Genomic DNA, 24,480 nt, shown 5'->3' with positions numbered 1-24,480 from the left:
AATTACTAAATAGCTGCAAAACGTCGAAAAATTTAGGTTTTGTAGAACAAAGTGAAACCTAACTGATGGTTTTTTTCTAACCTTTGACCTTTGACTTTTGGTTTCCGCTCTTGGGGAGAGATAAAGGGGGGAATAGCATAGGCCTTGAGGTGAAGTTATCTGCATCATAAGTGTGAAGGTAAGAGAGCGATCGCCTACCACCAACTTCAGAAGTCCTAGTATTTTGCTACTTAGAATTATTGATATCTAAGTTATTTTTTTGGGTCAACAAAAATCTGCAGTCCATCAACTTGAGCGGCTTCAGAAGCTTCAGAATTCCGATCAGAAACATTTACTTTTGCGCGGCGTACCCAGTTAAGGACGCTGTTGTGGGAAATACCAGTGGCTCTCTCAATAGCTCGAAACCCCATGCCGCTAAGGAACATTTTTAGACAAGCCTCTTTAACCTCAGAGCTATAACCGATAGGACAAGGGTTTTCTCTAAATTGACGGCCACATTTACGACACAAATAACTCTGTTTTCCGTTACGATGGCCATTTTTAACTATTTTATGACTTTGACAATAAGGACAATGCATTATTCAATAAAATTCTACAATATCGCTTTTGTATTGTGCAACATTTAACTTTAAATATCAATTAAGTTATCATAAAAAAGTAAAGTAAATAAAAATAGCACATTGTGTTTTTATGTTAATTGAAGATTTTATAGCAACTAATCCGGATCCCAGAGAGTTAAAGCGAGCTTTAGTAGTAAAAATGCGGTTTGAAGGATTTAAGCATCGGGAAATTCAGACTATACTGGGTGTTGAGTCAAGTTATATTAGTCGTTGGGAAAAACGTTATCGAGAAGAAGGGTTAATGGGTATAAAATTGAAATATAAAGGTAGTGCAGGATACTTGAATAAGGAACAACGTGAAGCTGTCATGAATTGGCTAAAACAAAAAACACGCATAAATATTTCAGAGTTAATTGATCACGTTGAACAGTATTATGGAGTAGTATATCGCTCCTGTCAAAGTTATTATAATTTATTTAAAAACGCTGGAGTTAGTTGGCGTCAAAAAAACAGAAGCCCCAAATATAAATCTGATAAATGTGTGGTAGAGCAGCACAACTAAATAATTAATTATAGGCTTCAAGACAACCCTAGAGAAATCATTTCAGGAAAAATATCAAGTTTTTACTAACTATGAGTAGCATCTACTTGGAAGACATATTTGTGGTTATGGATGAAGCGATCGCCTATAAAAAAAACGAGAAATAGATGTAGACAACTACATGGTAACTCTGGTAACTTAACTATAGCGCAATAGAAATATATCAGTGGTGAAGAGATACCTAGCACTTATCAAACAGCTAAGATTTTATTAACAATTAATTTTGTTAGACATCTACAAAACCAGAGTCAATAAGCCAAAATTGTTTGAATTTTTGATAGTGCAAGTCCTGATCATTCTCAATAATTTCGTGATTTTCATGTATTATCAATAATAGTGAAAAAAAGAATATTCACTGTTTACACTTTGCTCCTGAGACACCATTAGAAAATTACATAGAAAACATTTGTAGACAGGCTAAACAACTTTGGCAATAGGCGATACTTTACTTTTTCTCTACTTTCCTACTCAATAAAATGTAGAAAAGCTTTTTATAAATGGCATTAAAGCTTAGAGAATTTTGGCATTTATAATCATTGAGAGGAAGCAGAAGGAAAGAAAAGAAACTTAAAGGAAAAAGTTTTTCAACAGATTATCTGAACTTAAATACTATACTTCATTTAATCAGTTAGGAATTCTCTTAATTTGAAGTCAACCTATCTTTTTTTCCTTTACTTGTTCCTAATTAAATATTTCCTAAAACCAAGTAATTTTTTAGTTAAATATTTATCCTTATGGGAATTGCTACAGCCTCACTTATTATTTTTCAGCTTATCTACAGCAACTCCTGATAAAAACTTAATAATTGCCTAGCTAAAGACTTATTTGTATACTGACTCATTGCCTTTTTATAGCCTTTTTCTCCTAAACTTTCGGCTAATTCTTTTTGTTCCATTAACTGCATTAAACAATTCCTCAACTCTTCAATATTTCCCTCTGGAAAAACCAAACCAACATCCCCAATTACATTAGGAATTTCTCCAGAATCAGAACCTATTACAGGTACCTTACAAGCCATTGCCTCAATTAAAACATGACCGAATTGTTCTTTCCAACCCACAGAAGTTAAAGTTTTAAACTTATAAGTAGTTTCTGACGGTAAAACCAAAGTATTCATCAAATTAATATATTTTTGTACATAGTTGTGAGGAACACTTTCTACAAAAATCAAACGCTCCTTAATTCCTAATGCTGTTGCTATTTCCCACAAAGTTGCTTGTAATTCACCCCTACCCAATAACAAGCACTTCCAATTTTTTTCCTGTAAACCTGCTAGGGATTTAGTTAAAGTTAATAATCCTTTTTCCTGAACAAAACGACCCACAAAACCAACTACAAAATCATCATCTTTAATTCCTAAACTATCTCTTAATTCTACTTGAGGTTCTGGTTTAAATAAACTTTCATCTACTCCTAACTGAGGCATCACTTTAATCAGACCTTTGTATCCCTTATTTCTTAAAATTTTTTCTCCATCTTTATTTCCAGCAACAATTCCATCAGTATTTCTCAAGTTATAGCTTTCTAGGTAAGAAATAGGAAATTTGAGTTCATAAGGTAAATTCCACCAAGTAAAAAATAAATTTTTAGCCTGGAGTCCTAAAAGCTTATTAAAAGTAATAAATTGAGCATAAGTTAAAGCTTTAGAACCCTGTTCTACTTGAATAATATCCGGCTTAAATTTTCGTAGCAAACTAATTAGTTCGGGACCGAAAGTTAGCAAAGCTTGATTATTTTGACTATAATTAGAAAGAGGTATTACTTTAAAAGAACCCTCATCAATAAATTTAGTTTCAACTATTTCACTTTGTACGCCTTTTGGATTCCAGCGACGAGGTACAACAACCCTAACTTCAAGACCTGGTTCAAGTTTAGCTAAAGCTCGTAACTTTTCCCGATTAAGGTCAACAATATAGGTATGGCTAGCGATTAATATTTTCATAGTTATTTTTTTGTGATTTAGAAGATATATTTATAGGAATTGTAGCTCAAAATTGAGTTAGTTTGGAGTAAAAAGCTGACACATTTTTTTTGACAAAAAAACCAAATTGATATATATATATATAGTTGGACATTTATCAGATATTTAATCAACAAACCTTAGTTAGAATCAAATTTAACTATATATGAAAATCTAGGGCCATAACCTAGCTCCAAAATAGGAATCTTAAATTCTTATCAAATCACATACTTTTCAAAAAAATAGCTCTAACTATTGTTCCTTCTGCCTCCTTGCTCCTACCTTAAAACCGCCTGAATATTTTATTATTATGATAAGATGATTATAGAAATATCAGGGCATAAAAGAGAAGAATGATGAATCTATTATTTTGTTTTGATCAAAACTATCAACAACACTTCGGTGTAGCAATCACTTCTGTATTATTAAATAATTTATCTAGTCATTTTGATGTACATATAATCACAAATTTTATGGAAGAAAAACTAAAACAAAAATTAGATACGCTGAGTAAAAATTATAAATGTTCATTTCATTTATATATAATCAATAACCTTGATAAAATTAGCAAATTAAAAGTATCTGATCATGTTTCCAATGCAACTTATTATAGATTAATAATGGCTGAAATTCTCCCTAAGCATATAGATAAAGTTCTTTATTTAGATTCTGATGTTGTTGTAATTTCTCCCTTAGAAGAACTATATAATATTGATCTAGAAAATTACTTTATTGCTGCTTCAGGATTTTCTGGCACTTTGGTAAAAAGTAAAGGTTTTAATAGTGGTGTTATGGTTGTTAACTTAGAAAAATGGAGAAATGAACAAATTTCAACAAAAGTAATTGATTTTGCAACTAAAAATAGAGATAAGCTGCCATACCACGACCAAAGCGCTTTAAATCGTGTAATCAAACAGAATTACTTAATAATTGATCGGAAATGGAATTTTCAAGTGGACTTAAGCCCAAGAAAAATTCAAAAACCTGATGACAATATCGCTTTGAAAAATGCTAGAATTATACATTATATTGGTTCTTCAAAACCTTGGTATTTTTGGATATCTGATCAACGGAAAAATATATATGAATTATATTTAAAAAAATCATTGTGGTCTACATCCAAATTACAGATGATTTTCCAGCAAACTGTATATTTTCGAAAAGCCTTACAGAGAAAACTTAAGAAATAAGTTTTAATTCATCTTTACAAGTAAGCTGAAAAAAACTGTTATCTAAAATCAGGTTATACAATTCTAGTATTTGCTTAAAACCATAAAGATCGACCTTATGCGATCTACTCTTAAACAATTTTATTTAATTTTTGAGTTTCTTGAATTATTACTCTTGAGTGTTGACTTTTTTTGTATAAATTTGCCCGTCATCCCAAATAGATTTAATCCTTGTTTGAACAGCACTAAAAAAACCAAGAATATAGAAACCGCCGCGAGTAATTATTTTTATAGGAGAACCACTTTTGTAACAAGGGGGGTTCCCCAACACATGACAATCAAATAATTTGCCAAAAAAACGCAGACATTGATGAGGAGTGAGATTTTTTAATCCCATAAAAAAGTGATTGTGATAAAAAGTAATTTGATATTTGAGAGACCTTGTAGAAATATCATGACAACCCCCACTTTCTTCACCCAAGTGAACTAAAGAAGCTTCTGGGTCAAACCAAATGTGATAGCCAGTTCGTCGTAACCTCAAACAAAAATCAGACTCTTCCCTTACTGCACTGCCACGAAACCGCTCATCAAAACTCAAACCATATTTAGTAAAAACTTCTCGGCGATATGACATATTGCACCCTCTTGCTGAGATGACTCGTTGAGCTTTAACCGTATGTACCAAATCTATATGATACCAAGCAATACCAGGGTCAGACGCTTCTGGAGGTAAATCTTCTATTTCCAACTCTCCACCAGAATCTCCTAATTTCATGCGATCAAATACTCGTCCTGCCACTGCTCCTATCTCTGGGCGATCAATATAGTTACCAGCATGAGCCGCCAAAAATCCTTTTTGCAAACGTACATCATCATCAATAAAAAGGATGATTTCGCCACTACAACGTCTGACTGCATAATTCCTTGCTCCTGGTAGGCTGGCCCAAGTCAGGCGGAACAATTTTATCCTACCAGCATTAGCTTGTTTTTCCAGATAAACTTGAGTTTCTGGTTTATGAGTCCCAGTTTGGTCAACTACTAAAACTTCAAAATTAGGGTAGTCTTGTTTAATAACATCAGCGATCGTATCTATTAGAGGTTCCTCCCGCCCGTAGGTAGGAATAACAACGGAAATTGATGGTAAATTCATAGTCTGCTATCCTTTAAAAGTAAGTTTAATTTTATTGATATTTGCTAGTTTTTTTCTCTACAACTAGCTTCTTGAAAAAGTTTTCCAAGAAAATCAAGGCAAATAATAAACTCTTAGTAAGAGCATTTTAATTATCATCACAAGAATTACTTTTAAACATGGTTCAAGATTGAGATATTTTGTTAAAGGATGGAATAAAAAAATATAGGGGTTGATGTATAAGATATACTTGGTATGAATAGATATCTAATAATGATGGTAATCGTCAGATACAACCTATCTTTTTTTTGTTGTTGATTCAATAATTCAAAAATTAAGTAACAAACTATAAAAAAGAAGGGCATAAATAGAATATCAAATCCTTCCATATAGATCAGATAGATTTTTTTTCATACTATTGATAAATAAACGACTAGTTCTATAGTAAAAAATACTATGTATGGCTATATTATAATCTATCTCTCTAAAAAATATCACAACTAATATATAGCCTTGATAAATTTGCTCAATTCTTTTAATTAGCTAATTTAATTTGTTTCAATCTATTTCCAAAATAATAGAAATATAATTTGATTTTTTTTTAATATATAATTCATATTATATCTAGGATCAATATGTGATCAAAGTGTATTACATCTATTCTTTTAACTACCTAAAATCAAAAAAATATGCTATGTTTAAAACATATAATAGAAAATATATAGTAAAACAAAAAAAGGGCTGAAATAATCTTGATGAATTTGAGAAATTTAATAATTTACAAAATTAATTTCCACAAATTTATTATTGAATAAACTCAATTTTCCTCAGCTTCTTTAAGTTTTATCTGTTCAATTTTATCAATTTCTGGCAGTTTCATAATGACTCCAGCAAAATACCAGTAATAAACTGCAACTGGATCTACATCAAGAGGGTAATAATAAGTGTTATAACTAATTATGAGAACAAAAACCCAATAGCTTGCACCTAAACTGCGCATGTTTTTATCTTTAACTGAGCGATAAGCTTTAAAAGTACTAACAGTAATATTTGTTAATAGAACTAACATTGCTATTGTGCCTATAGGTCCTATTTCATAGATTAACTTAGGATAATAAGTTTCAATTAATTTAGTTTTACCAAAAACTCGGGCTGAATTAGTAGCCCGTCCAAGACCGATACCAAAAAACCCTTTTTGTGCATGATTAGACTGCTCAAATTGTTCTGAAATAAAAGCAGTTGGCGGTGAAGCATTCCAGCGACCAACAAAACTATTTATCCGCTCTTGAACAATTACGGGATTAGATACTATTAGACCTCCTAGTATAACAGCTAGTCCAGCTCCAATGGGTATCAACCGTTTAAAGTTAGCTAGCTGACCTGTTAAGATTAAGAGTATTATTGTTGTTGTGGGAACTAAAGCTAAAGCAATTCTTTGACCGCTAATAGCTGCATTAATAAAAACTACTGCCATACCAAATAACCCTCCCATTCGCCAGAGGGAAGAAGGGTCACTAAAAGCAACTGCAAAGGTAAACGCAGCATTAGAAATCAAGAACCATCCCCACTGCCAAGGTGCAACAAAAGTACCTGGTAAACGAATCATGCCTTGACTAGGACTAAATACTAGAGCACCTCCTACCAAACATTTAGCTTCTAAGCTTGCCTTAAATAGTGCGTCTCCAGTTTGACCCCTAGTACCGTTACACTTACCAGAAGAAAGGTATTGGTATTGTACGATAGTTAGTAAGCAACAGATAATAGCTAGTATTAGTGTCAGACGGGCAACAAATAATAACTCTTTTTTACTTTTGAGTTGATAATAAGCCCCCGTGATCAGAGGTAAGTAGCCGATCATGACTTTGAGTCCCAATATTCCCATAGGAATTGCCTTATCTCCTGGTTGGGGAGGGTTAAAGTGTTGTACACCATTAACTAAGAATAAAGTTATGAGACACAAGCCCAATAAAGCATACAGGGGATTTTTTATTGATTTGGGAATAATGAATGGATTTCCTGTCTTTTTGCACCACAAACTAATAGCAATGATTGCAGGAATATAAAACCCATCTTTGGCTAGCTGAAATATAGGACCTCCGTCACCTACCCAGTAAGTAACAGTACCAGCAAAGGGCAAATACATTAGAAATCCCCAAAGTCCCAACATTGGATATTTAAAAGAAAGAGCTAAAACTGCCAGACCAAAACCACCAGCAAGGCCTATTTTTGGTTCTGCAACAAAAAATAATACAAGACCAATGATGGCACCAAGACCACCATAAGTTGCCAAGGAACCAATAAATTGCTGAATTTGTTTGGCTCGTTTGCGCTTCCTAGCAGCTAATTTCTTTTTGCTAATCTGGGGAGTAGCAGGTTTGCCTTTCTTTTTTAATTTCTTTTGAGACTTTTGTTTTTTTGGCATTTTGGAGTCAGTTTCTTGAAAACTAGATCAAGCTAGATATTTTTCATCATTAACTGCAAAAGATTCACTGAAAACCCGTTTCAATATTTACTTGCTTAGATAGAAAGTTAATATTCTGCCCATAAATTTTTAACGTTATCATAATACTCAAAATATATATCATTTTTTTTTACTATTTTCTGACTTTTATGATATTATATTCATTGGCTTGAATAGCAAATATTTTTGCTATCTGCACACTCCTGATTTTTTTGAGATCCTAGATATTTTGTAGCTTGTCTAGGATCATCTATGTTTTAGTCTTTAGTAGGTAATAAATGCTGCTGGACTGCTAAAACTATATTTTCTGTCCAAGATTTTGCTAGTTCTAGATTAATAGCTTCTACCATGACTCGAATTACCGGCTCTGTACCAGAGGCTCGGACTAATACTCGTCCCAAATCTGCTAAGGCTGTTTCTGCTTCTTCTATAGTTTTGACTAATGGTTCGCAGTTTTTCCAGTTGGCCCGTCGATCGCGGTCTTCAACTCTAACATTTCTGAGCAATTGGGGATAGGTCTTAAAGCTTTGGTCTACTAACTCTGCTAGAGAAATTCCAGAATTTTTGACTAGGGTTGCCAAATGTAAGGCCGTCATTAGACCATCTCCTGTAATGCCATAGTGGGGACAAAGAACATGTCCTGATTGTTCTCCGCCTAGCATAGATCCGGTGCGCTGCATTTCAGCATGAACATATTGGTCTCCTACTTTTGTCCGTAATATTTTTCCACCCTGTTTGTTCCAAGCGTGTTCAAAACCTAAGTTTGCCATAACTGTAGTTACAATCAAATTGTTTGGTAGTAACCTTGCTTTACTTAAGCTTTGACCCCAGAAATAGAGTATATAATCTCCATCAATAGAACGACCTTGAGAATCTATTGCTAATACTCGGTCTGCGTCTCCATCAAAGGCAAACCCTAGATTAGCATTATGTTCTATTACTGCTTGTTGGAGGTGAGACAGATGGGTAGAACCACAGTTAACGTTGATCCGATCGCCATTGGGTTGGTCATGCAAACAAATAATTTCTGCCCCCATTCCTCGAAAAACTTCTGGGGCAGTATGAACTGCTGCTCCCCAAGCTAAGTCTAGAACTATTTTCATTCCCTGGAGAGATCCTGGTGTTAATGGAGAATGTAGAGATGCTTGGTACTCCTTGACTAATTCTGGTCTATGGTAATGCTGTCCCCAGTTACTATGATTGGTAGGAAAATTTGCGGTACCTCGAATTCCAGATTCTATCTTTTGCTGTAATTCTGAAGAGAGTTTTGTACCATCGGAACCAAAAAATTTTATTCCATTATCTTCGGGTGGGTTATGACTAGCGGAAATCATTACTCCGCCTATTGCTTCTGAAATACTTGTGATATAGGCAACACAAGGGGTAGGGCATAAACCTAAATTCCAAACTTCTAACCCTGCTGCTGTCAAACCTGCTGAGAGAGCCATTGCCAGCATATTACCTGAGTTTCTAGTATCTTGACCCATAATTATCGGGCCAGGATTTTGACAATATTGGGGCAATACTTGTCCTGCCCAAAAACCTATTTGTAGGGCCATAGGGGCGGTGAGTAATTCTCCTGCTTTGCCCCGAATGCCATCTGTCCCAAATAGGGGTGTTGTGGGCAGTGAGGTATTATTCCAAGGCAACGTTGTTGTTGTTGCTGTAGGTGATAATTTAAAAGTGTTTTGTTCGTAAGTTGGCTTGAATGATGGTGTTGTAACCATAATTTTAACTCCTTGTCAAGGTTAAGTTATTTTTACTCTCAACAAAGAGGATAGCATTTCCGGATTTAATATCATGTCAGGTTGCATAAGTATAAATAACTAAAGAGAAGTAGGGGAGGCCGTTTCGCTGCGTGACATGAAACGCCTCTACAGAAGTCAGGTGAGAAGAGGAGGAAGTTTTTTATAACTAATTATCAGGACATGATATAATATAAGTCTTTGAACTATTGACCTAAAAGTTCAAGTCAAATACCTTGATCTAGTTTTTTAAATGGCCTTTAACCAATTTTTATTGTCACTGTCAATTAACATATGCTAGTTGAAAAAAAAATGTTTAAAAAAAAATAATGAAATCTTGAGAGCAAGTTTAAATAGATTTATTGTGTAGTTGTCATAAAAAAAAGTAACATTTTTAATAAGCTTCAAAACTCAGCTATCCGGAAGGAGGACATCTAGTGTTATTAATGGCGAATCCTAACCCTTGTGATATTGTTCAACTAAACTATCGGAAGGGAATAATCTACTATTATAAATGACGAATTCTTAGATGTATATCTCAAATTAGGAGCCTGATGAGGAGCAAAACTATGATGTATGGCTTTTGAAGGAGAGGTGAGCAAGAGAAATCCTCCCATTGATTCTATCAAATAATTATTAGAGTTGTTGGGAAATAACTTAGGAGAGAAAAAACTCAAACGAAAACTTGACATATTTCCCTAGTAATTTGACTACTTATGCTGTCATCAGATATAAGTTCCACTCACCAGTTGCTGTTAGCATTAATTTGTCATCAAAATCATACTTGTGATTACGATAAATCTGACTGACAGCTCCATAACGCTTGACGCCCGCGAAGGCGTTTTCACAGACTACCCTTGATTGACTCAATTTCCGAAAATCTGTTTTTGTTGCTCACTTAACTCTCCCCCTTTTGGTTTTTTATGGGGGATTCGGATATTTTCATACTGATGCGTGGAGACCTTGGAAACCACTGTCTACTTCTATCGGAATCTCTAGAGGTATATTTCCTATCAATTTTTCCTGGTCATGGAACTTCGACTTCATGCAGCTTTCCTTCTCGTGCCTGACTCAATACCAGCACTTTCTTGTTTTGATTAACTGCTACTAGATGTTTGCGAGTGTGACGCTTTTTTTTTCCTGAATAATTCAGTTTTGGTTTTTCAGAGTGAGTTGGTCTTTGTACTGGCCGTTCTGTGCCATCCATTATCACTCGTTCTACTCGAGGGAAACGCTCTATGAATCCTTGGACACTGTTAATTTGACGCAATGCATCGCGCCTTTTTTTCTCCCAAGGCTGCTTCTAACATAGTTTGTAAGCGATGAACCCAATAATGTGCTTGACTACGGTCGATATCAAACAAGATACCAGCTAAGTCAAAAGTCGGGTAACATTTAAAGTAGAAGAGAATGTCAAACAATTTGTCTTGTAGAGTGCGTAAACGAGCCAAAAGACCTCCTCCAACAGAGCGTTGACGAGGTGAGCGAGTGCAATGTTTGCTCATACATTTGCCCAAAGGACTCCAACAAAGATTCAAATGCTTTACGGTTTAATGGGTGTTAATGCTCTGAGTAATCTGTCTTGTTTTAAGGCTCGTTCAATATTTAGCATTTTTATGGCAAATTTTTTCTGAAATTATTTTACCTTATTTCCCAACAACTCTATTTATATTCTGACTTAGAGTCGAGGAATAATAGTGTTCTACTAAATGCCATTTATATTCTCATGTAATTTCTATTACTGGCAACCATTGATTCCAATAATCCCAATACTTATCACCAACGGTCTTGTTGGGGAAATGTTGGAAATTTATGGCAGTGGCTTGAAGGCGGAAATAAGGAATATCCTGAGGAATTAACCGCTATTAAAAATCAGGCAACCGTACCTGAGATCAAATTAAAATTTGGCACTAATTATTTCAGTCTTTTTTCAATGTTCTCTGGTCCATCACACTCAATGTTAATAAGTAAACTATAAATAAAACCTAAAAAAGTTATGAGTAAAACCTTACTAGTTCCTATCCATACTGATGCTCTATGTTTAAAAGAGGATAAACAAGCTGTCAGAGCTATGGTTGACTATACGTTATTGCCTTATAAATATAAGGAGCATACTTACAACTCAGGAAGCGAAAATTTAAGTAAAACAGCTTTAGGCCCATTATTTAACCACGAATTTACCCTGAAAAAAGGAATCCATCTCCATTGGTCTTTACCTGATGCTCTAACAAATGGACAGCACGACAGTAATGGAACAACTTTTCCAGTAGTTCCCAACCGTTGGTTAATTGTACGTAAAGGGGGAGAAACAGAAGAGAAAACTTGGGTTATTGAAAGTGACTATTTATACCCTGAGTTAGATCCGAATGATAGTAGTAGTAGTCCACCAAATGCCATTAATATTCTCATTCAACCCCCTGATCTAGCAACCGTTGATCCCAAAAAGCCTGATACTTATCAATACCAACGGTATCGTTATATGGGGAAATGTTGGGAATTAAGTCAGTGGCCAGAAGAAGGTGGTGAAAACCCAGAATATGCTGAAGAATTAACCGCTATGGGCAACCAGGCAACCATCCCTATTTTTGATGAAGTTAAAGCTACCTTTGCAGCCTTTTATCCTAACTGTTATAGTGTTTTTGGGTTTCATGATCCTGATTTTGAAACTGATACACCTCCTAAAGACTTACAATATGATGTAATTGGTTGGTATAGTGATGCAGAAGACGACTGTTTAAAACAGTTTGTCGAAGCTAATAGTTGTACAACAGCTGAAGAATTCTTACAAGCTCTACAAGAGCAGTTTTATTGGACTTTTGAAGGTGTAAAAGATATACTACATCGCACTCTTTATCATTCTCGCATAACTTTTACCGGGGCAGGGAATTGGCCAACTTTGGAAACACCCACTCTTGCCATTGGCAATTCAGACTCAGAAGCTATTTCTGCTTATTTAGCCCAGGAATTTAATGGGGATACTAATGACTCGGGAAAAACTGTCCGTAAAAGTATTCAGGATACCTTAGAAACGTTACATTTATCAGAGCGCTTGGAATCTCGAAAACTGGATCTTGATGCTAAATTCCGAGAAGGTCGACAGGAAAGAGGATTTGGGGCACAAAATGAGGGTGTTTTGTGGTTATTGATGCCTCGATCTTCCCAACTCGAACAACCCAACACAAAAACTAGTTTAGATTTACTTCCCGATCATCTTGCTCAGTTATTAAATGAATTGAACGCGCTCCAAGAAGACTATAATCAGGCTTGGTTAGATATTGGTTCATTGCGCGATCGCTTGTATACTCAGTGGTATTACTCTATTACACATAAAACAAGTCCTACCAATTTTTACCAGATATTCAATAAAACAAGTCTAATTCCCTTACGAACAGCGATCGCTAAAACGGGAGAATTAGAATTTACTCAAGACGAGAAAGGAAACACTACAGTTACTAGTAAAACCTTACCGTTTGGCATTCTATCTTGGTTAAATACTTATTTCAGTAATTATGTGGATACTATGCAACTAGCCACTAACAGCTCTTTTAACAAATGGGAAGACATACAAGTTGAATTTAAGAACTGTGGGGTAGAAATATCGGATAGCCCAATTGTCTCCAAGATTATTGATGATCAAGAATGGGAAATACAAGATAATGGACTAACCTATCCTGTCAAAGTCGAAGGCGGTATTTTTACTATTTATATTCCACCGAGTGAGGCTCAAGTTGCCTTTAATCTGGTCAAGAAACTTAATGAGTTATCCCAAGCCATAACAACTTATAACGAAAATTCAGCCACTCAATATCAACTTCGGACCTTTCCAACTCAAAGTTACTGGCGAGGCAATGATCCTGTTATTTTATTAGCAGGGGAATCGACAAAATCACCCCTACGGTTTGGACAAGATGGACGGTTACACGATGACGATTTATTGGAATGTATTCCTTTAGATTTTGATATTACAGAAATTCTCAATAATCATCAGGATCTACTGAATCAAATAAATAGCTTACAACCTGATGAGAGCAAAGAATCGATTAATTTCATCACTTGGACTCAACAACCTTGGAATCCTTTTGCTTTCCATTGGTCCGTTCTGAACTATCCTTGTCGTGATATAGAGTCTTCAACAGTTCAAGACTATAACTCTAATCAGATTTTGGATAACTATGAGTTGCAAAAAAATGCCATTGATTTGAAACTTAGAGATGGAAAAGAAAGCAGCTTTATCTCCAATGGTAATACGTACAGTGGGTTTAGTATTTTAACCCCATCGGCGGGAACAGAGTTAATCCTAAGACTGAGCACTTACCTCAATGAACAATTACTGCCTAATTACTACTCCAAAAATAATATTTCTGAAAAAGATCAAACCTCAAACTATTTGGATGATAATTTAGATGAAATTACCAACTGGTATCAAGAGGAAAATCAATTAGAGATACAAGAACAACAGGCAGCCGATCCTACTTTTATAGCTTTGTGGGCTTATAGAAAGATGAAAACACTAGATTGTCAGGCACAAATGCTTGGTGGTTTCAATGATACTCTTTTATTAGGACAACCGACACTACAACTACAAGTAGATGATCCCCTTGATACTGATAATATTGGCCAACTAGTTACAGAACAAGTGCGTTGGAGTTTAGGGAATAGGCTACAACACAAAATTCTCTCAGGTGATATTTTTAACCCGATTCGTAGTGGTGGATTTTCAGTTAAGAAGTTGTGGTTAATTGATACCTTCGGACAATACCAAGAAGTCGTTAATGATTCCAATCAGAATACTAAAATTGTCACAACTTATCAAATGACCCCAGCCGATAAAAATTCTGTGAATTATCAAGCCATTTTACCTCCCCGTATTGCTCAATCCTCCCGTCTTAACTTCCATTGGTTATCAGCAGATGCCTTACAGGAAGTTGAATATACTAAAATCCCTGCCAGGACACCTGTTTGTGGTTGGATTGTTCCTAATAATTTGGATAGTAACCTAGCTATCTATGATAATCAAGGTCGCAGTTTGGGCTCCATTGATTTACTGGGAAATTGGCGTAATGCCCCAGGAGTAAAACTATCTCGTGATCATAATGGTTATCCTCTGTTAGGAAATGATCATCTACAGAAGTTGGCTCACCATCTTTTAGAACAAGGGAAAGATTTTCAACAGCAGTTTCTTTCTACTGTGGATAATGCCTTAGAAACCATTGACCCCGAAAGTTTCGCTCAAAATACCGGTTTAGCCTTATTAGTCGGACGACCGATGGCTATTGTTAGAGCCACTTTTAGTTTAGAGGTAAAAGGTTTACCCGCTTGTGATCCGACGGTTCTGGTTCAGGAAGAAAATGAATTTCCTTCTTATGGTTTTACAGGAGTACAAGTTCCCATTCGCTTAGGGGATTATCAACAACTCAATGATGGACTGGTGGGTTATTGGAAAGAAATACCCAAGGCCAACGGGATAGAGGGCGATTATGAATATGAAAACAATATCTTCTATGCCACTCAAAGCAATTTAGTAGATAGTAACAACATTATTACCGATAGTGAGGGAATCGTTCACTTTCTGCAAAACGTGGATGCTGAACCCCAAAGCGTAACAATGTTAATTGACCCCAGGGGCTTAGTTCATGCTTCTTGTGGTGTTTTACCTAATCAAGAATTGCGTTTACCCTCCGAGCATTATAACCAAGCCTTAGAGAAAATGGAGGTGAACTTCCTTTCTACTCCCATTTTGTCTAATTCTGGGGAACTAGCCATGCCTTTATCTCCAGAAGCTAATGCAACTTGGTCTTGGGTATCGTTAACTAAGTCAGAGAACGGGGAAGAATGGACGGAAAGAGCAACTATTAAACCTATTAACACCAGAGCAACATTTACTCAAATGCAAGAAGCCTTGGAAGGATGGTTGCAACTTAGTCGAGCCAACATCACAGATGAATAACTCACTTGTGGGCTAGCCCTCTGGGCTACCTTTCTATTCTATTTAGCTGAAGTCGCTATTGAGCCTCACACCAAATGGTGTGAGATGAATCAGACAGGCTAATAATGTGATACAAATGAACAATCAAAACATGCTTTTTGGGGAACTAAAATTATGCAAAAATCTCCTAATATTGATGCTGAAATTGTAGCAGGACTAAATGACATTCAAGCTTTTATTAATTTAATTCAGACAGAGTTTTTATTTGATGATGTTAGTTTAAATACCATTGATATCTTTACTCTTAGGCAAGCAAGCTGCACCCAAGATCAGAACAATTTTACTTTTACGTTAGGTGTTACCATTGCCATTGAACAAGATGAGGGCCAGGGCTTAACCACTAAAGAACTCAGTGGTAGCCTGGTAATTGAGATCAAAACTGATGATAATGGAAATAATTACAAAGGTGTATATGGGGGATCTTTATCAATTCCAATAAAACCAACAGGAGCTCTTGTCTTTCGTTTAGATTATCAAACTAAAACTGAATCCGGTAAAAATACTAAATTAGTGGTAGGTTCATTAGATGCTAATGCTAACCAAAATCTGGGTAATGTTAATTTATCAAATTTAGTTAGTGAAATTTGTCCATCATTAACTGATCTATTTCCTGATGAATTGTTGAATTTTTCTTTGGGTTCGGATGTTATTTTTGTTATTAATAGCACAAATAATGGTCAAAGAAATCAAAATAAAATGCTATTTAGCATTGGCTTTGATGCAGAAATTGCCTTGAGTGATATTCCATTAGCCGGGTCTTTACTTCCCCCTAATTCCCTAGAAGGTGAATTTGCTTTTGAATTTTTAGTTTCCTTCCAAAAATTTACACAAAAAGAAGTTAAAACCATTAATAGCTTACTAGAAGAACTGGGTACCAAGTTACTAATTAAACCCCCTTGTAGTTCTATTAACAATCTAGAAAGAGGGGCAAGTATTGGCGCACACTTCAAAATTGCTCAGTTTGTTCAAGCTTGGTTATTACCTTTAGTTAAAACGCCTCCCACTGCTGCAGGGGGTAGTCGTAGTTTGAGCACAACAACAAATAATGTCAGTGGTAAGGTCAGTTCAGATGAAGTAATTACCCCTACAGATAATGGAGCTTGGTTAAATACTCAAAAACTCTTTAGACGGCTTTACTTCCAAAAGGTAGGACTGGTTTATAAAAAAATTGCTCAGTTTGTTCAAGCTTGGTTATTACCTTTAGTTAAAACGCCTCCCACTGCTGCAGGGGGTAGTCGTAGTTTGACCACAACAACAAATAATGACAGTGGTAACGTCAGCTCAGATGGAGTAATTACCCTAGCAGATAATGGGGTTTGGTTAAATATTCAAAAATCTTTTGGACCGCTTTACTTCGATAAAGTAGGACTAGTTTACACAAAAGGCGAAATGCGTCTGACCCCGAAATTTATTATTGAGGTCTCTCGCTTTACTCTGGCACTAAATGGACTGTATATTAGTAGTGGTTTAACTGCTTTTAAGCCTCACTTTAATCTTGATGGCTTTGGTTTGGAATTAAAAACCCGCAGTTTGGAAATGGGGGGTGCTTTCCTAGTAGCACATGGAGCAGAAGGGCAGAACAACTATGATGAATATTTAGGAATAGTCACTGTAAGTTTTCAAAAGAAAGTTGGCCCTGCCTTAGCCCTTTCTGCTATTGGTTCTTTTACTGATTATCAGAATAGTGACCAATTTGCCCTATTTCTCTATTTAGCAGCAGATTATCCCTTCGGTGGTCCCCCATTCTTCTTTGTTACCGGAATCTCTGGTGGGTTTGGCTATAACCATGACTTAATTATTCCGCCCCTTGAAGATATTAAAAAGTTTCCCCTAGTTACTGAAGCTCTAAAAGGACCTCAAAAAATTGATCCTGATCAAACAGGAGAAATTATTACTGAAAAATTGGAGGCCTTAAATAAATATATTCCCCCCTCTATTGGCTCTGGGTTTGGGGCGCTCGGACTGAAATTTACTGGCTGTAAAATTGTCGATGGGTTTGGGTTAATTACTCTGGGAATAAGTCAGAATGAGTTTGAAATTAACTTACTGGGTATTGCCACAATGATGTTACCCACTAAACTAAAAGACAATTATGAACCGATCGCTATGGCGGAATTAGCGATCGCTGGCCGCTTCAACCCAATGGAAGGGGTGATTCTAATTCAAGGACAACTGACGGAAAATTCCTACATCTTTAGTCGCAATTGTCGGTTAACGGGTGGCTTTGCTTACGGGTTATGGTTTTTGGGTGATTTTGTATTTACTCAAGGGGGTTATCATCCTCGCTTTCAAGTGCCTGATTATTACCCTAATGTGCCTCGACTGGGCTTGAATTGGCAAATTGACAGTCATTCCCATATTACTGCTCAGGCTTATTTTGCTATCTGTGGTCACGGGATCATGGCCGGAGGACTGATGGACATTCGCTATCAACTGGGGTCAGTTTGGGCCCATTTTGAGGCAGGACTTGATTTACTCCTCGGTTGGGCACCCTATCATTATGATGTGAATGTTTACTGCTCTGTCAGGGTAGGTGTTGGTGCACTTTCGGTAGGTTTAGGTATGGGGGTTCATATCTGGGGCCCTGACTTTGGCGGTAAATTAGAGCTTCGTGTTTTTGTGTGCAAAGTTACTATTAAAATTGGGGATCAAAGTTCCATTTATCCAGTGCCCATTAAATGGGATGAGTTTGAGGACACCTTTTTACCTGAACCCGAAAATGTTTGTAGTCTCACCTCTATTAATGGGTTAGTCAAACAAGTTCTTGAACCAACAAGAAAAGAAGAACAAAAGGAAGTTTGGATTATTAATCCCACTGTTTTTGAAATGAGTACTGATAGCTTAGTTCCTACAAAACAAGCGTTTGTTGGAGAACAGAAGAAAGAAATTAATACAGATACTAATTTTGGTATTAATTCAATGGGAGTGGATAATAATGAATTGGACACTACCCATAAGGTGACAATTTGTAAAGACTCCAGAGAAAGAGCAGAAGACAAGTTTAAGTTTGAACCTATCACTAAACTTGCATCCACTTCTACTTGGGGAGAACCTAATATGGTGAATGGTCATATTAAACCCCCTGAAGTCAATGGGAAGCAATTTATAGAGAATGTGTTCTTTGGTTTCCGCATTCTACCAGCAGAACTCCCTAAAGCAGGTAAAACTCATGAAATTGGAGTTGAACATTTACAGTATGAGACTGAAAAGGTTGAGGATGCTTATCTTTGGGAGTCTTGTACCCCCTTTGTGCCTAATCCCAACTTAGATGAAGAAAATAAACGAAATAAAATTATGCAAACAGTAGGCAGTAATGAACAACGTAACAAGATTTTAGCCGCTTTGGGCTGGGATGTTTATCAAGTGGATATGAATGAGGATGAGGCTGAGGCGATCGCTAATAGTTTCGTCTTTGCCCCCCTCATTAAATTAACCTAAAGATTCTAATGCTGCTGTCAACTTAGAGTACTATGTATTTTATTTGGCTTAAGTTAAGAGCAATTTAAAGCCTAGATTATAGAATAGGTAAGCTATAGACTGCGGTCAGTGCTATATTCGTGAAACACTGAAGCTAGCTCCAAAGCCTATGTAATTCCTGATCCATGTAAGTTTGGGTTAAGTTTAGTATAAGGGGAGCATTAGACTTGTCGCTTTATCACTTAAAAAATCACCTAAAACCAAGTTCAGCAAAGATTGTAGCTATTGGAAAACAAGAAAAATAAAACTTTTGCTCCGTCTAAGTTAGAGCGATTTTTCCCTCTGTTTAGCGACAGCTCTATTGACTTAATCAAAGAATAACAATATAGTGTCATCAAGCATACTATACAACTTATAACTAATATGAAGGAACTAAGTTTATGTCACCCATAATGCCGTTTGAGTTTTTCTGGTGTTATGAGCCAGAAGACGAAGATGAGGAAGAATATTGCCAATGTTTACTGTTAGGAACACCTGAGACAGTTACCCCACTCCATATTGGTCTCAGAAATACTCTTTCTGATAAGGTTATCACAATTGCTTCCATTCCAGAGGTAACGATAGCTAGTGCTGAACATTATCATTTTAAATTAACGTTTCAGCCAGGAATTTTAGCTGATCCCGACCAAATTAAGATTGAAGAAACCGAAAGTTGGTCACTTTATATCAAAACAGATCCTAACTATGTGTGTTTGTATTTATTGTGGACAGAAGCACCAATAATCCTCAACCCTGGTCAAGAAACAGAGGTTATCTTAACAGGGGTTGCTGGTTTGGCTAATAACAGTGCTACAGAGGCTATCTTAACAGAGGTTATTGATTTGGCTAATAACAGTGCTAGCGCCAGAGCAGTCGCTGATGTCAACATTAACTGGATAATTGGAGAGAAAAACATTAGCATAGCGGAAGTTAAATTCCCTGGACAAGATGATTCGTATGATACAACAACTACCCTAACATTAGAAATGAAAAAAACATCTGGAAAATCTAACATCCCTCTCTATGTCGGTTTTGTGGGTTCTAATAAAGTTTTCAATACCCACGATAACAATAGCCGTCTGCAACTGCGAATTACTAACACAAATCTTTCAAATGCAGATAACTCAGCAATTACCTTTAATTATAATGCAAACTCGGATCAATGTTCTCAGTTAGTGATTGTTTTAGAAGTAGGAGATAAAGATTCGGTTCCTTGGGCATTAGGTACTCAAGATGATGTCAATGGTGTTAATATTACTATTAATAATTGGCAGCAACTTAGTGATGGTCCGGAAGAAATTCAGGTTAACGGTCAAACTAAGGCTTTGGAATGGACGTTTATTCCTCAAGAATCTGATGTGGTCTTAAACTCGCAAGAAACCTTGTTAATTAACTTGGATGGTATTACTACAGCGCACCCCACAGGAGAGACTAACCTGTATTTACGCTATCAATATATTGATGGTTACCGAGACGGACAATTTGTTTGTCAAATTGAAAAAGCTCCCTTAGTTTTTGATGAGAAAGTCCGCATAGGAACCAACAAATCATTAGATGGACTTCTCACCGTGAAAGATGGGATTAGTCTAGATGCTCCAGGGGAAATTAACCACACGGGCACTTTGATTTTTCGGTCTGATACCGATACATCAAATGATGATATATCTGTCAAATTTTATAAACAGAAAAATGACTTACCCTTGATGGAATTAACATCGCGCGGTGATTTGCAATTTCCTGCCAAAAGTGGTCAGACTGGACAAAGAATTAACTTATGGGGTCCAGAGTATGGAGTTGGAACACAAGGCAATACCACTTATTTCCGAACAAACGGATACTTTGCTTGGTATCTAGGAGGTAGTCATGAAGAAACAAGTACAACCCCTGGTGATGGGGGTCGCACACAGATGCTGCTTGATCAGGAAGGTAACCTAGAAGTTGGGTGTGGACGAATTAAAGATAGCACTGGCTGGGTCGTTCCTGTAGGGACAATTGTTCCTTATGCAGGTTTAACAGCCCCTGAAGGTTGGTTGTTATGCAATGGTCAGTCATACGACTGGGAGCAGTATTCAGAATTATACAAGGTGCTTGATGAAATAAAGGTTCTTCCAGATTTAAAAGGAAGATTTATCATCGGTGTTGGAGATAAAGATGGCTACTCCTACAGTCTTAATGCCAAAGGCGGAGAAGAAAAGCACACGTTAACAAAAGACGAAATGCCAAGCCATGATCATAGTAAGGGTGAATATAAATTCATTTTAAAAAAGGATGGAAAAGTGACTACCTCAAACAATGTTAATAACAGTCTCAGAGAGCCAAATCTTGGCTCTTGTGAAGCTCTTCAGGTAATAGGAAACAATAAACCTTTCGAAAACCGACCACCTTATTATGCACTTAATTACATCATCAAAACATAATTTTTTGTGGGCTAACTACTGAAGTAAAATAATTAACATAATTGTACACTAGGTTGGGTTGAACAAAGTGAAACCCAACATCCATTAACCTTTTGTTTGGTTACGTTACTGCTAACCCAACCAACTCAATTATAAACTAACAAAAAGGAGTCATTCCCATGCCAACAACTGAAAAAGGAAAAGTTCAATTTATCCAATTCCATCAGCCTGCATTAGAAAGTGGAACTTATGACTTAAAAGTCGAACAAACCATCAAAGCAGGGGATAAAATTGATAACAATGGTAATGGTAAAACCTATAGTCGTGAACTAACTTTTGTTGTCCAAGGTGAACGATTTGGTCCCTTATCTCCTAATGATATTTATGCCGTTTTTCCTCCCCCTGAAAGTTTAGGAGAACATTCCAACGTTTTACCCCATATTACTTTTAAAAGAAGTACCTTGCCTTGGGAACGTTACCCTGGACAAACAGATGACAACTTGCCTTGGTTAATTTTATTATTATTCCGAGAAAGCGATTTTGACGGGAATGAAGAGGATAAACCCAAACCCAAAAATGTTACCCTTTCGGAATTAATTACAGAAAACTCTCCTAATATTAAATATCCTACAATGGTATTAGAATTAGGACAAACGCCAAACCAACAAGTGACTGTTATTGATGTTAAAAAGAAATATCTTCAAGACATTTTACCAACTTACGAGGATCTTTCTTATACTGCTCATGTTCGTCGAAGATTACTAGCATCAGCATCAGAAGAAAATCTAAAGCTACTTGAGAAAGAATATTCTACAATTATTTGTAATCGTCTCCCCGAACCCAGTGGCAAAAGTACGGTTTATTTAGTGTCAATAGAAGGGCGTTATTCTAATAATAAATTTTATTTTATGGATGCAAAAGAAGACGATTTAATTCGCTTTGTTAGTTTAGCGAGTTGGGAATTTTCTTGTATTGATCCTGAGCAAAGTTTCACCAAATTATTGCAAAGATTAAATCATGCTCCTTCCTCGCCAAGACTTCCCAAAAGTGATAATGAAAAAGCAGAAGAATACTTAAAAAAAGGATACGTTACTATTCCCCATTCCCTCCGAAAAGGAAGTAAAACCTATTCTTGGTATAGCAGTCCCCTAGGTACAGCTTTTAATGATAAAGAACAAGAAATCTATGAGTTTCCTATGAAAGCATCGGATCAACTATTACGCTATGATTCCGAAATTGGAATGTTTGATATTTCCTATTCTGCTGCTTGGCAATTAGGTCGAATGTTAATGTTAGAAAATCAAGGGTTAGCGGTTCAACTATTCAAATGGAAACGAGAAGTTGTACAGAATATCAAACGTTTGCAACAACAACAGACCCATTTACGACTAATTAACTCCACAAGTAGCAAAACAAAAAAAATTATCCCAAACCCTGTCAAACAATGGTTTCAAGGGTTAGGATTATTACAAGGTGTTCCTTTTAATTATTTAGTACCTGATGAGGGCTTATTACCCCCAGAATCTATCCGTTTCTTCTGTTTAGATTCTGTTTGGATAGACTGCTTACAGGATGGTGCGTTTAGTGTTGGTCGTGTTACGAAAGGTGATTTATCAGACGATAAAAAAATTATAGAACTTAACAATTTTCTGCGTCAGCAAAATAAAACAATTAGTGGAATTATTATGCGATCGCAAGTAGTTTCTGGTTGGCCTGGTTTACTGGTTGATGGATATGATCAGGTTGTAAGTGATTTAGATTCAATTGACCCCACAGAAGCCAATCTTTTACCCCTACTACGAATGGAAACCTTAGCTAAAGATGTGTTACTTTGTTTATTTGAAGGAGAAATCAAAACCGTTGATATTCACTTACAACCGGAGTCAATGCACTTTGGGTTAGATGCACCAACGGAAGATTCTCCAGAATGGTCAAAAAATCTACGAAATAGTGAAGGAGAATTAATGGAAAACTCTATTCCTATTCCTTGGAAGAATGAAGAAAAAGAAGTGATTGATTTACAAAAGTTCGCTACACAAATGAAGGAGACTCTAAGCAGCTCAGATGAAGATGAATTTACCTCTGGTCAATTTGGCTTACAAATGATAGAAGGTGTTCAAAAAGTTAGACTTGTTTTTAAGGAGTCAGTCTAATTGGAGCAGAAAAAAACGTCAATAGATTTCAGAAAAAGGCGTTGGTAAATTAAGGGATGAATTAAGCCGCAATAGGCACCTCTCCAAATTTGAGAAGCGTGAATCAACAGACGGATAGAATGTTTGAGCATTTTAATACATTTTGAGTAACACAAAGTTTTACGATGTAAGCGGGCCTTGGGGTAGCGTAAACTGGTGTTTTCCCCTTCTACGCGGGTATTATGGGTCTTACTTACGATCTGATCTCCGTCAGGGATAAAGCCTGGAAGCGACCCCATTGCCATCAGTAACCTAAAAGTAACACTGCCAAAAGGCTATCGCCTGCCATAACGGTTGAAAAGTATCAGCACTGTGGTTTACTACTACCAAACCTAGAATTCTCGGACGGAAATGGTCTAGCGCAGTCCACAACCATACCTTGTTTTTCTTAGTAACCAACAAAAATTTCAAGTTCATCAAGTTCTCCTACTTGAGGCAGTTGCTCTGGGTATAAGGCATCAGGTAAGCGTTCCCCGGTGTGTTTGATTCAATTGATAATAGTTGGATGTGTAATCCCTGTCACCCGCGCAATTCCTCTAATACCCATACCGTTAACGTACATTCTCAAGCACAGCCTTTTGACATCATCGCTGTATCCTGGTGGGTGAGAAGGTTCGATGAACTGACGGCTACAAGGGACACAAATATAGTTCTGCTTGCCTAGTCGATGGCCATTTTTGCGGATATGCTGGCAGCCACAGCCAGGACATTGCATAGATTCAAATCTCACAGGTGTTAATGACGTCAACTATTATAAACCAACAAACTATTTTTAAAAAATAGACTTATCCCGCTATCTATAATGAATAAAGGAGTGATACGGCT

13 protein-coding genes and 2 pseudogenes are annotated in these 24,480 nt (G+C 36.3%); 6 read left to right on the top strand and 9 right to left on the bottom strand.

What is annotated here, in order from left to right:
- Positions 1-156 precede the first annotated feature (156 nt).
- Positions 157-578 (bottom strand): annotated as a pseudogene (locus TERY_RS05140) (IS1 family transposase); the annotation flags it as partial.
- A 112-nt stretch (positions 579-690) separates the two neighbouring features.
- Here TERY_RS05140 and TERY_RS05135 point away from each other — a divergent pair.
- Positions 691-1,122, top strand: coding sequence for a helix-turn-helix domain-containing protein (locus tag TERY_RS05135; RefSeq protein ID WP_011610851.1), 432 nt, complete (start codon positions 691-693; stop codon positions 1,120-1,122).
- Between the two features lie 814 nt (positions 1,123-1,936).
- Here TERY_RS05135 and hpsO read toward each other — a convergent pair.
- Positions 1,937-3,103, bottom strand: a complete 1,167-nt coding sequence (gene hpsO, locus TERY_RS05130) for a hormogonium polysaccharide biosynthesis glycosyltransferase HpsO (RefSeq protein WP_011610850.1) — start codon at positions 3,101-3,103, stop codon at positions 1,937-1,939.
- 371 nt (positions 3,104-3,474) lie between these two features.
- Here hpsO and TERY_RS05125 point away from each other — a divergent pair, with 371 nt between their 5' ends.
- Positions 3,475-4,311 (top strand): glycosyltransferase, encoded by an 837-nt coding sequence (locus TERY_RS05125; protein ID WP_011610849.1) that lies wholly within the window; start codon positions 3,475-3,477, stop codon positions 4,309-4,311.
- Between the two features lie 148 nt (positions 4,312-4,459).
- On the opposite strand, the gene hpsN is transcribed toward TERY_RS05125, so the two are convergent.
- From hpsN to TERY_RS36280, 6 genes are all read right to left on the bottom strand, one after another.
- Positions 4,460-5,440: a hormogonium polysaccharide biosynthesis glycosyltransferase HpsN gene (gene hpsN / locus TERY_RS05120; protein ID WP_011610848.1), complete on the bottom strand. Its 981-nt coding sequence runs from the start codon at positions 5,438-5,440 to the stop codon at positions 4,460-4,462.
- A gap of 796 nt (positions 5,441-6,236) precedes the next feature.
- On the bottom strand, positions 6,237-7,841 hold the full coding sequence (gene hpsL / locus TERY_RS05115) for a hormogonium polysaccharide biosynthesis protein HpsL (protein WP_011610847.1): 1,605 nt from the start codon (positions 7,839-7,841) through the stop codon (positions 6,237-6,239).
- Between the two features lie 296 nt (positions 7,842-8,137).
- Positions 8,138-9,607 carry a phosphoglucosamine mutase gene (gene glmM / locus TERY_RS05110; protein WP_011610846.1) on the bottom strand — a complete coding sequence of 490 codons (1,470 nt, stop codon included), beginning with the start codon at positions 9,605-9,607 and terminating at the stop codon, positions 8,138-8,140.
- Between the two features lie 732 nt (positions 9,608-10,339).
- Positions 10,340-10,495: a hypothetical protein gene (locus tag TERY_RS34555; protein WP_196797222.1), complete on the bottom strand. Its 156-nt coding sequence runs from the start codon at positions 10,493-10,495 to the stop codon at positions 10,340-10,342.
- 157 nt (positions 10,496-10,652) lie between these two features.
- Positions 10,653-10,895: a transposase family protein gene (locus tag TERY_RS36285; protein WP_052845808.1), complete on the bottom strand. Its 243-nt coding sequence runs from the start codon at positions 10,893-10,895 to the stop codon at positions 10,653-10,655.
- The gene (locus TERY_RS36280; protein WP_011610837.1) at positions 10,882-11,130 is read right to left on the bottom strand and encodes a transposase family protein; all 249 of its coding nucleotides are present in this window, start codon (positions 11,128-11,130) and stop codon (positions 10,882-10,884) included. Before TERY_RS36280 ends, TERY_RS36285 begins: the two co-directional genes overlap by 14 nt.
- A 491-nt stretch (positions 11,131-11,621) precedes the next feature.
- Between TERY_RS36280 and TERY_RS05100 the strand changes: the two genes are divergently transcribed.
- The 4 genes from TERY_RS05100 (at position 11,622) to TERY_RS05085 (ending at position 23,616) form a co-directional block, all read left to right on the top strand.
- Entirely contained in the window at positions 11,622-15,572 is a 3,951-nt protein-coding gene (locus TERY_RS05100; RefSeq protein ID WP_011610845.1) for a hypothetical protein, read from the top strand.
- 153 nt (positions 15,573-15,725) lie between these two features.
- Positions 15,726-19,049 (top strand): DUF6603 domain-containing protein, encoded by a 3,324-nt coding sequence (locus TERY_RS05095; protein WP_011610844.1) that lies wholly within the window; start codon positions 15,726-15,728, stop codon positions 19,047-19,049.
- A gap of 419 nt (positions 19,050-19,468) precedes the next feature.
- Positions 19,469-21,484, top strand: a complete 2,016-nt coding sequence (locus TERY_RS05090; protein WP_011610843.1) for a tail fiber protein — start codon at positions 19,469-19,471, stop codon at positions 21,482-21,484.
- 158 nt (positions 21,485-21,642) lie between these two features.
- On the top strand, positions 21,643-23,616 hold the full coding sequence (locus tag TERY_RS05085) for a hypothetical protein (protein ID WP_011610842.1): 1,974 nt from the start codon (positions 21,643-21,645) through the stop codon (positions 23,614-23,616).
- 61 nt (positions 23,617-23,677) lie between these two features.
- On the opposite strand, the pseudogene TERY_RS05080 reads toward TERY_RS05085, so the two are convergent.
- Positions 23,678-24,370, bottom strand: a pseudogene (locus TERY_RS05080) (IS1 family transposase).
- Between the last annotated feature and the right edge of the window lie 110 nt (positions 24,371-24,480).

It is taken from the genome of Trichodesmium erythraeum IMS101 (genome assembly GCF_000014265.1).
Lineage (GTDB): Bacteria > Cyanobacteriota > Cyanobacteriia > Cyanobacteriales > Microcoleaceae > Trichodesmium > Trichodesmium erythraeum.
This window is presented reverse-complemented; position numbering and strand designations above follow the sequence as displayed.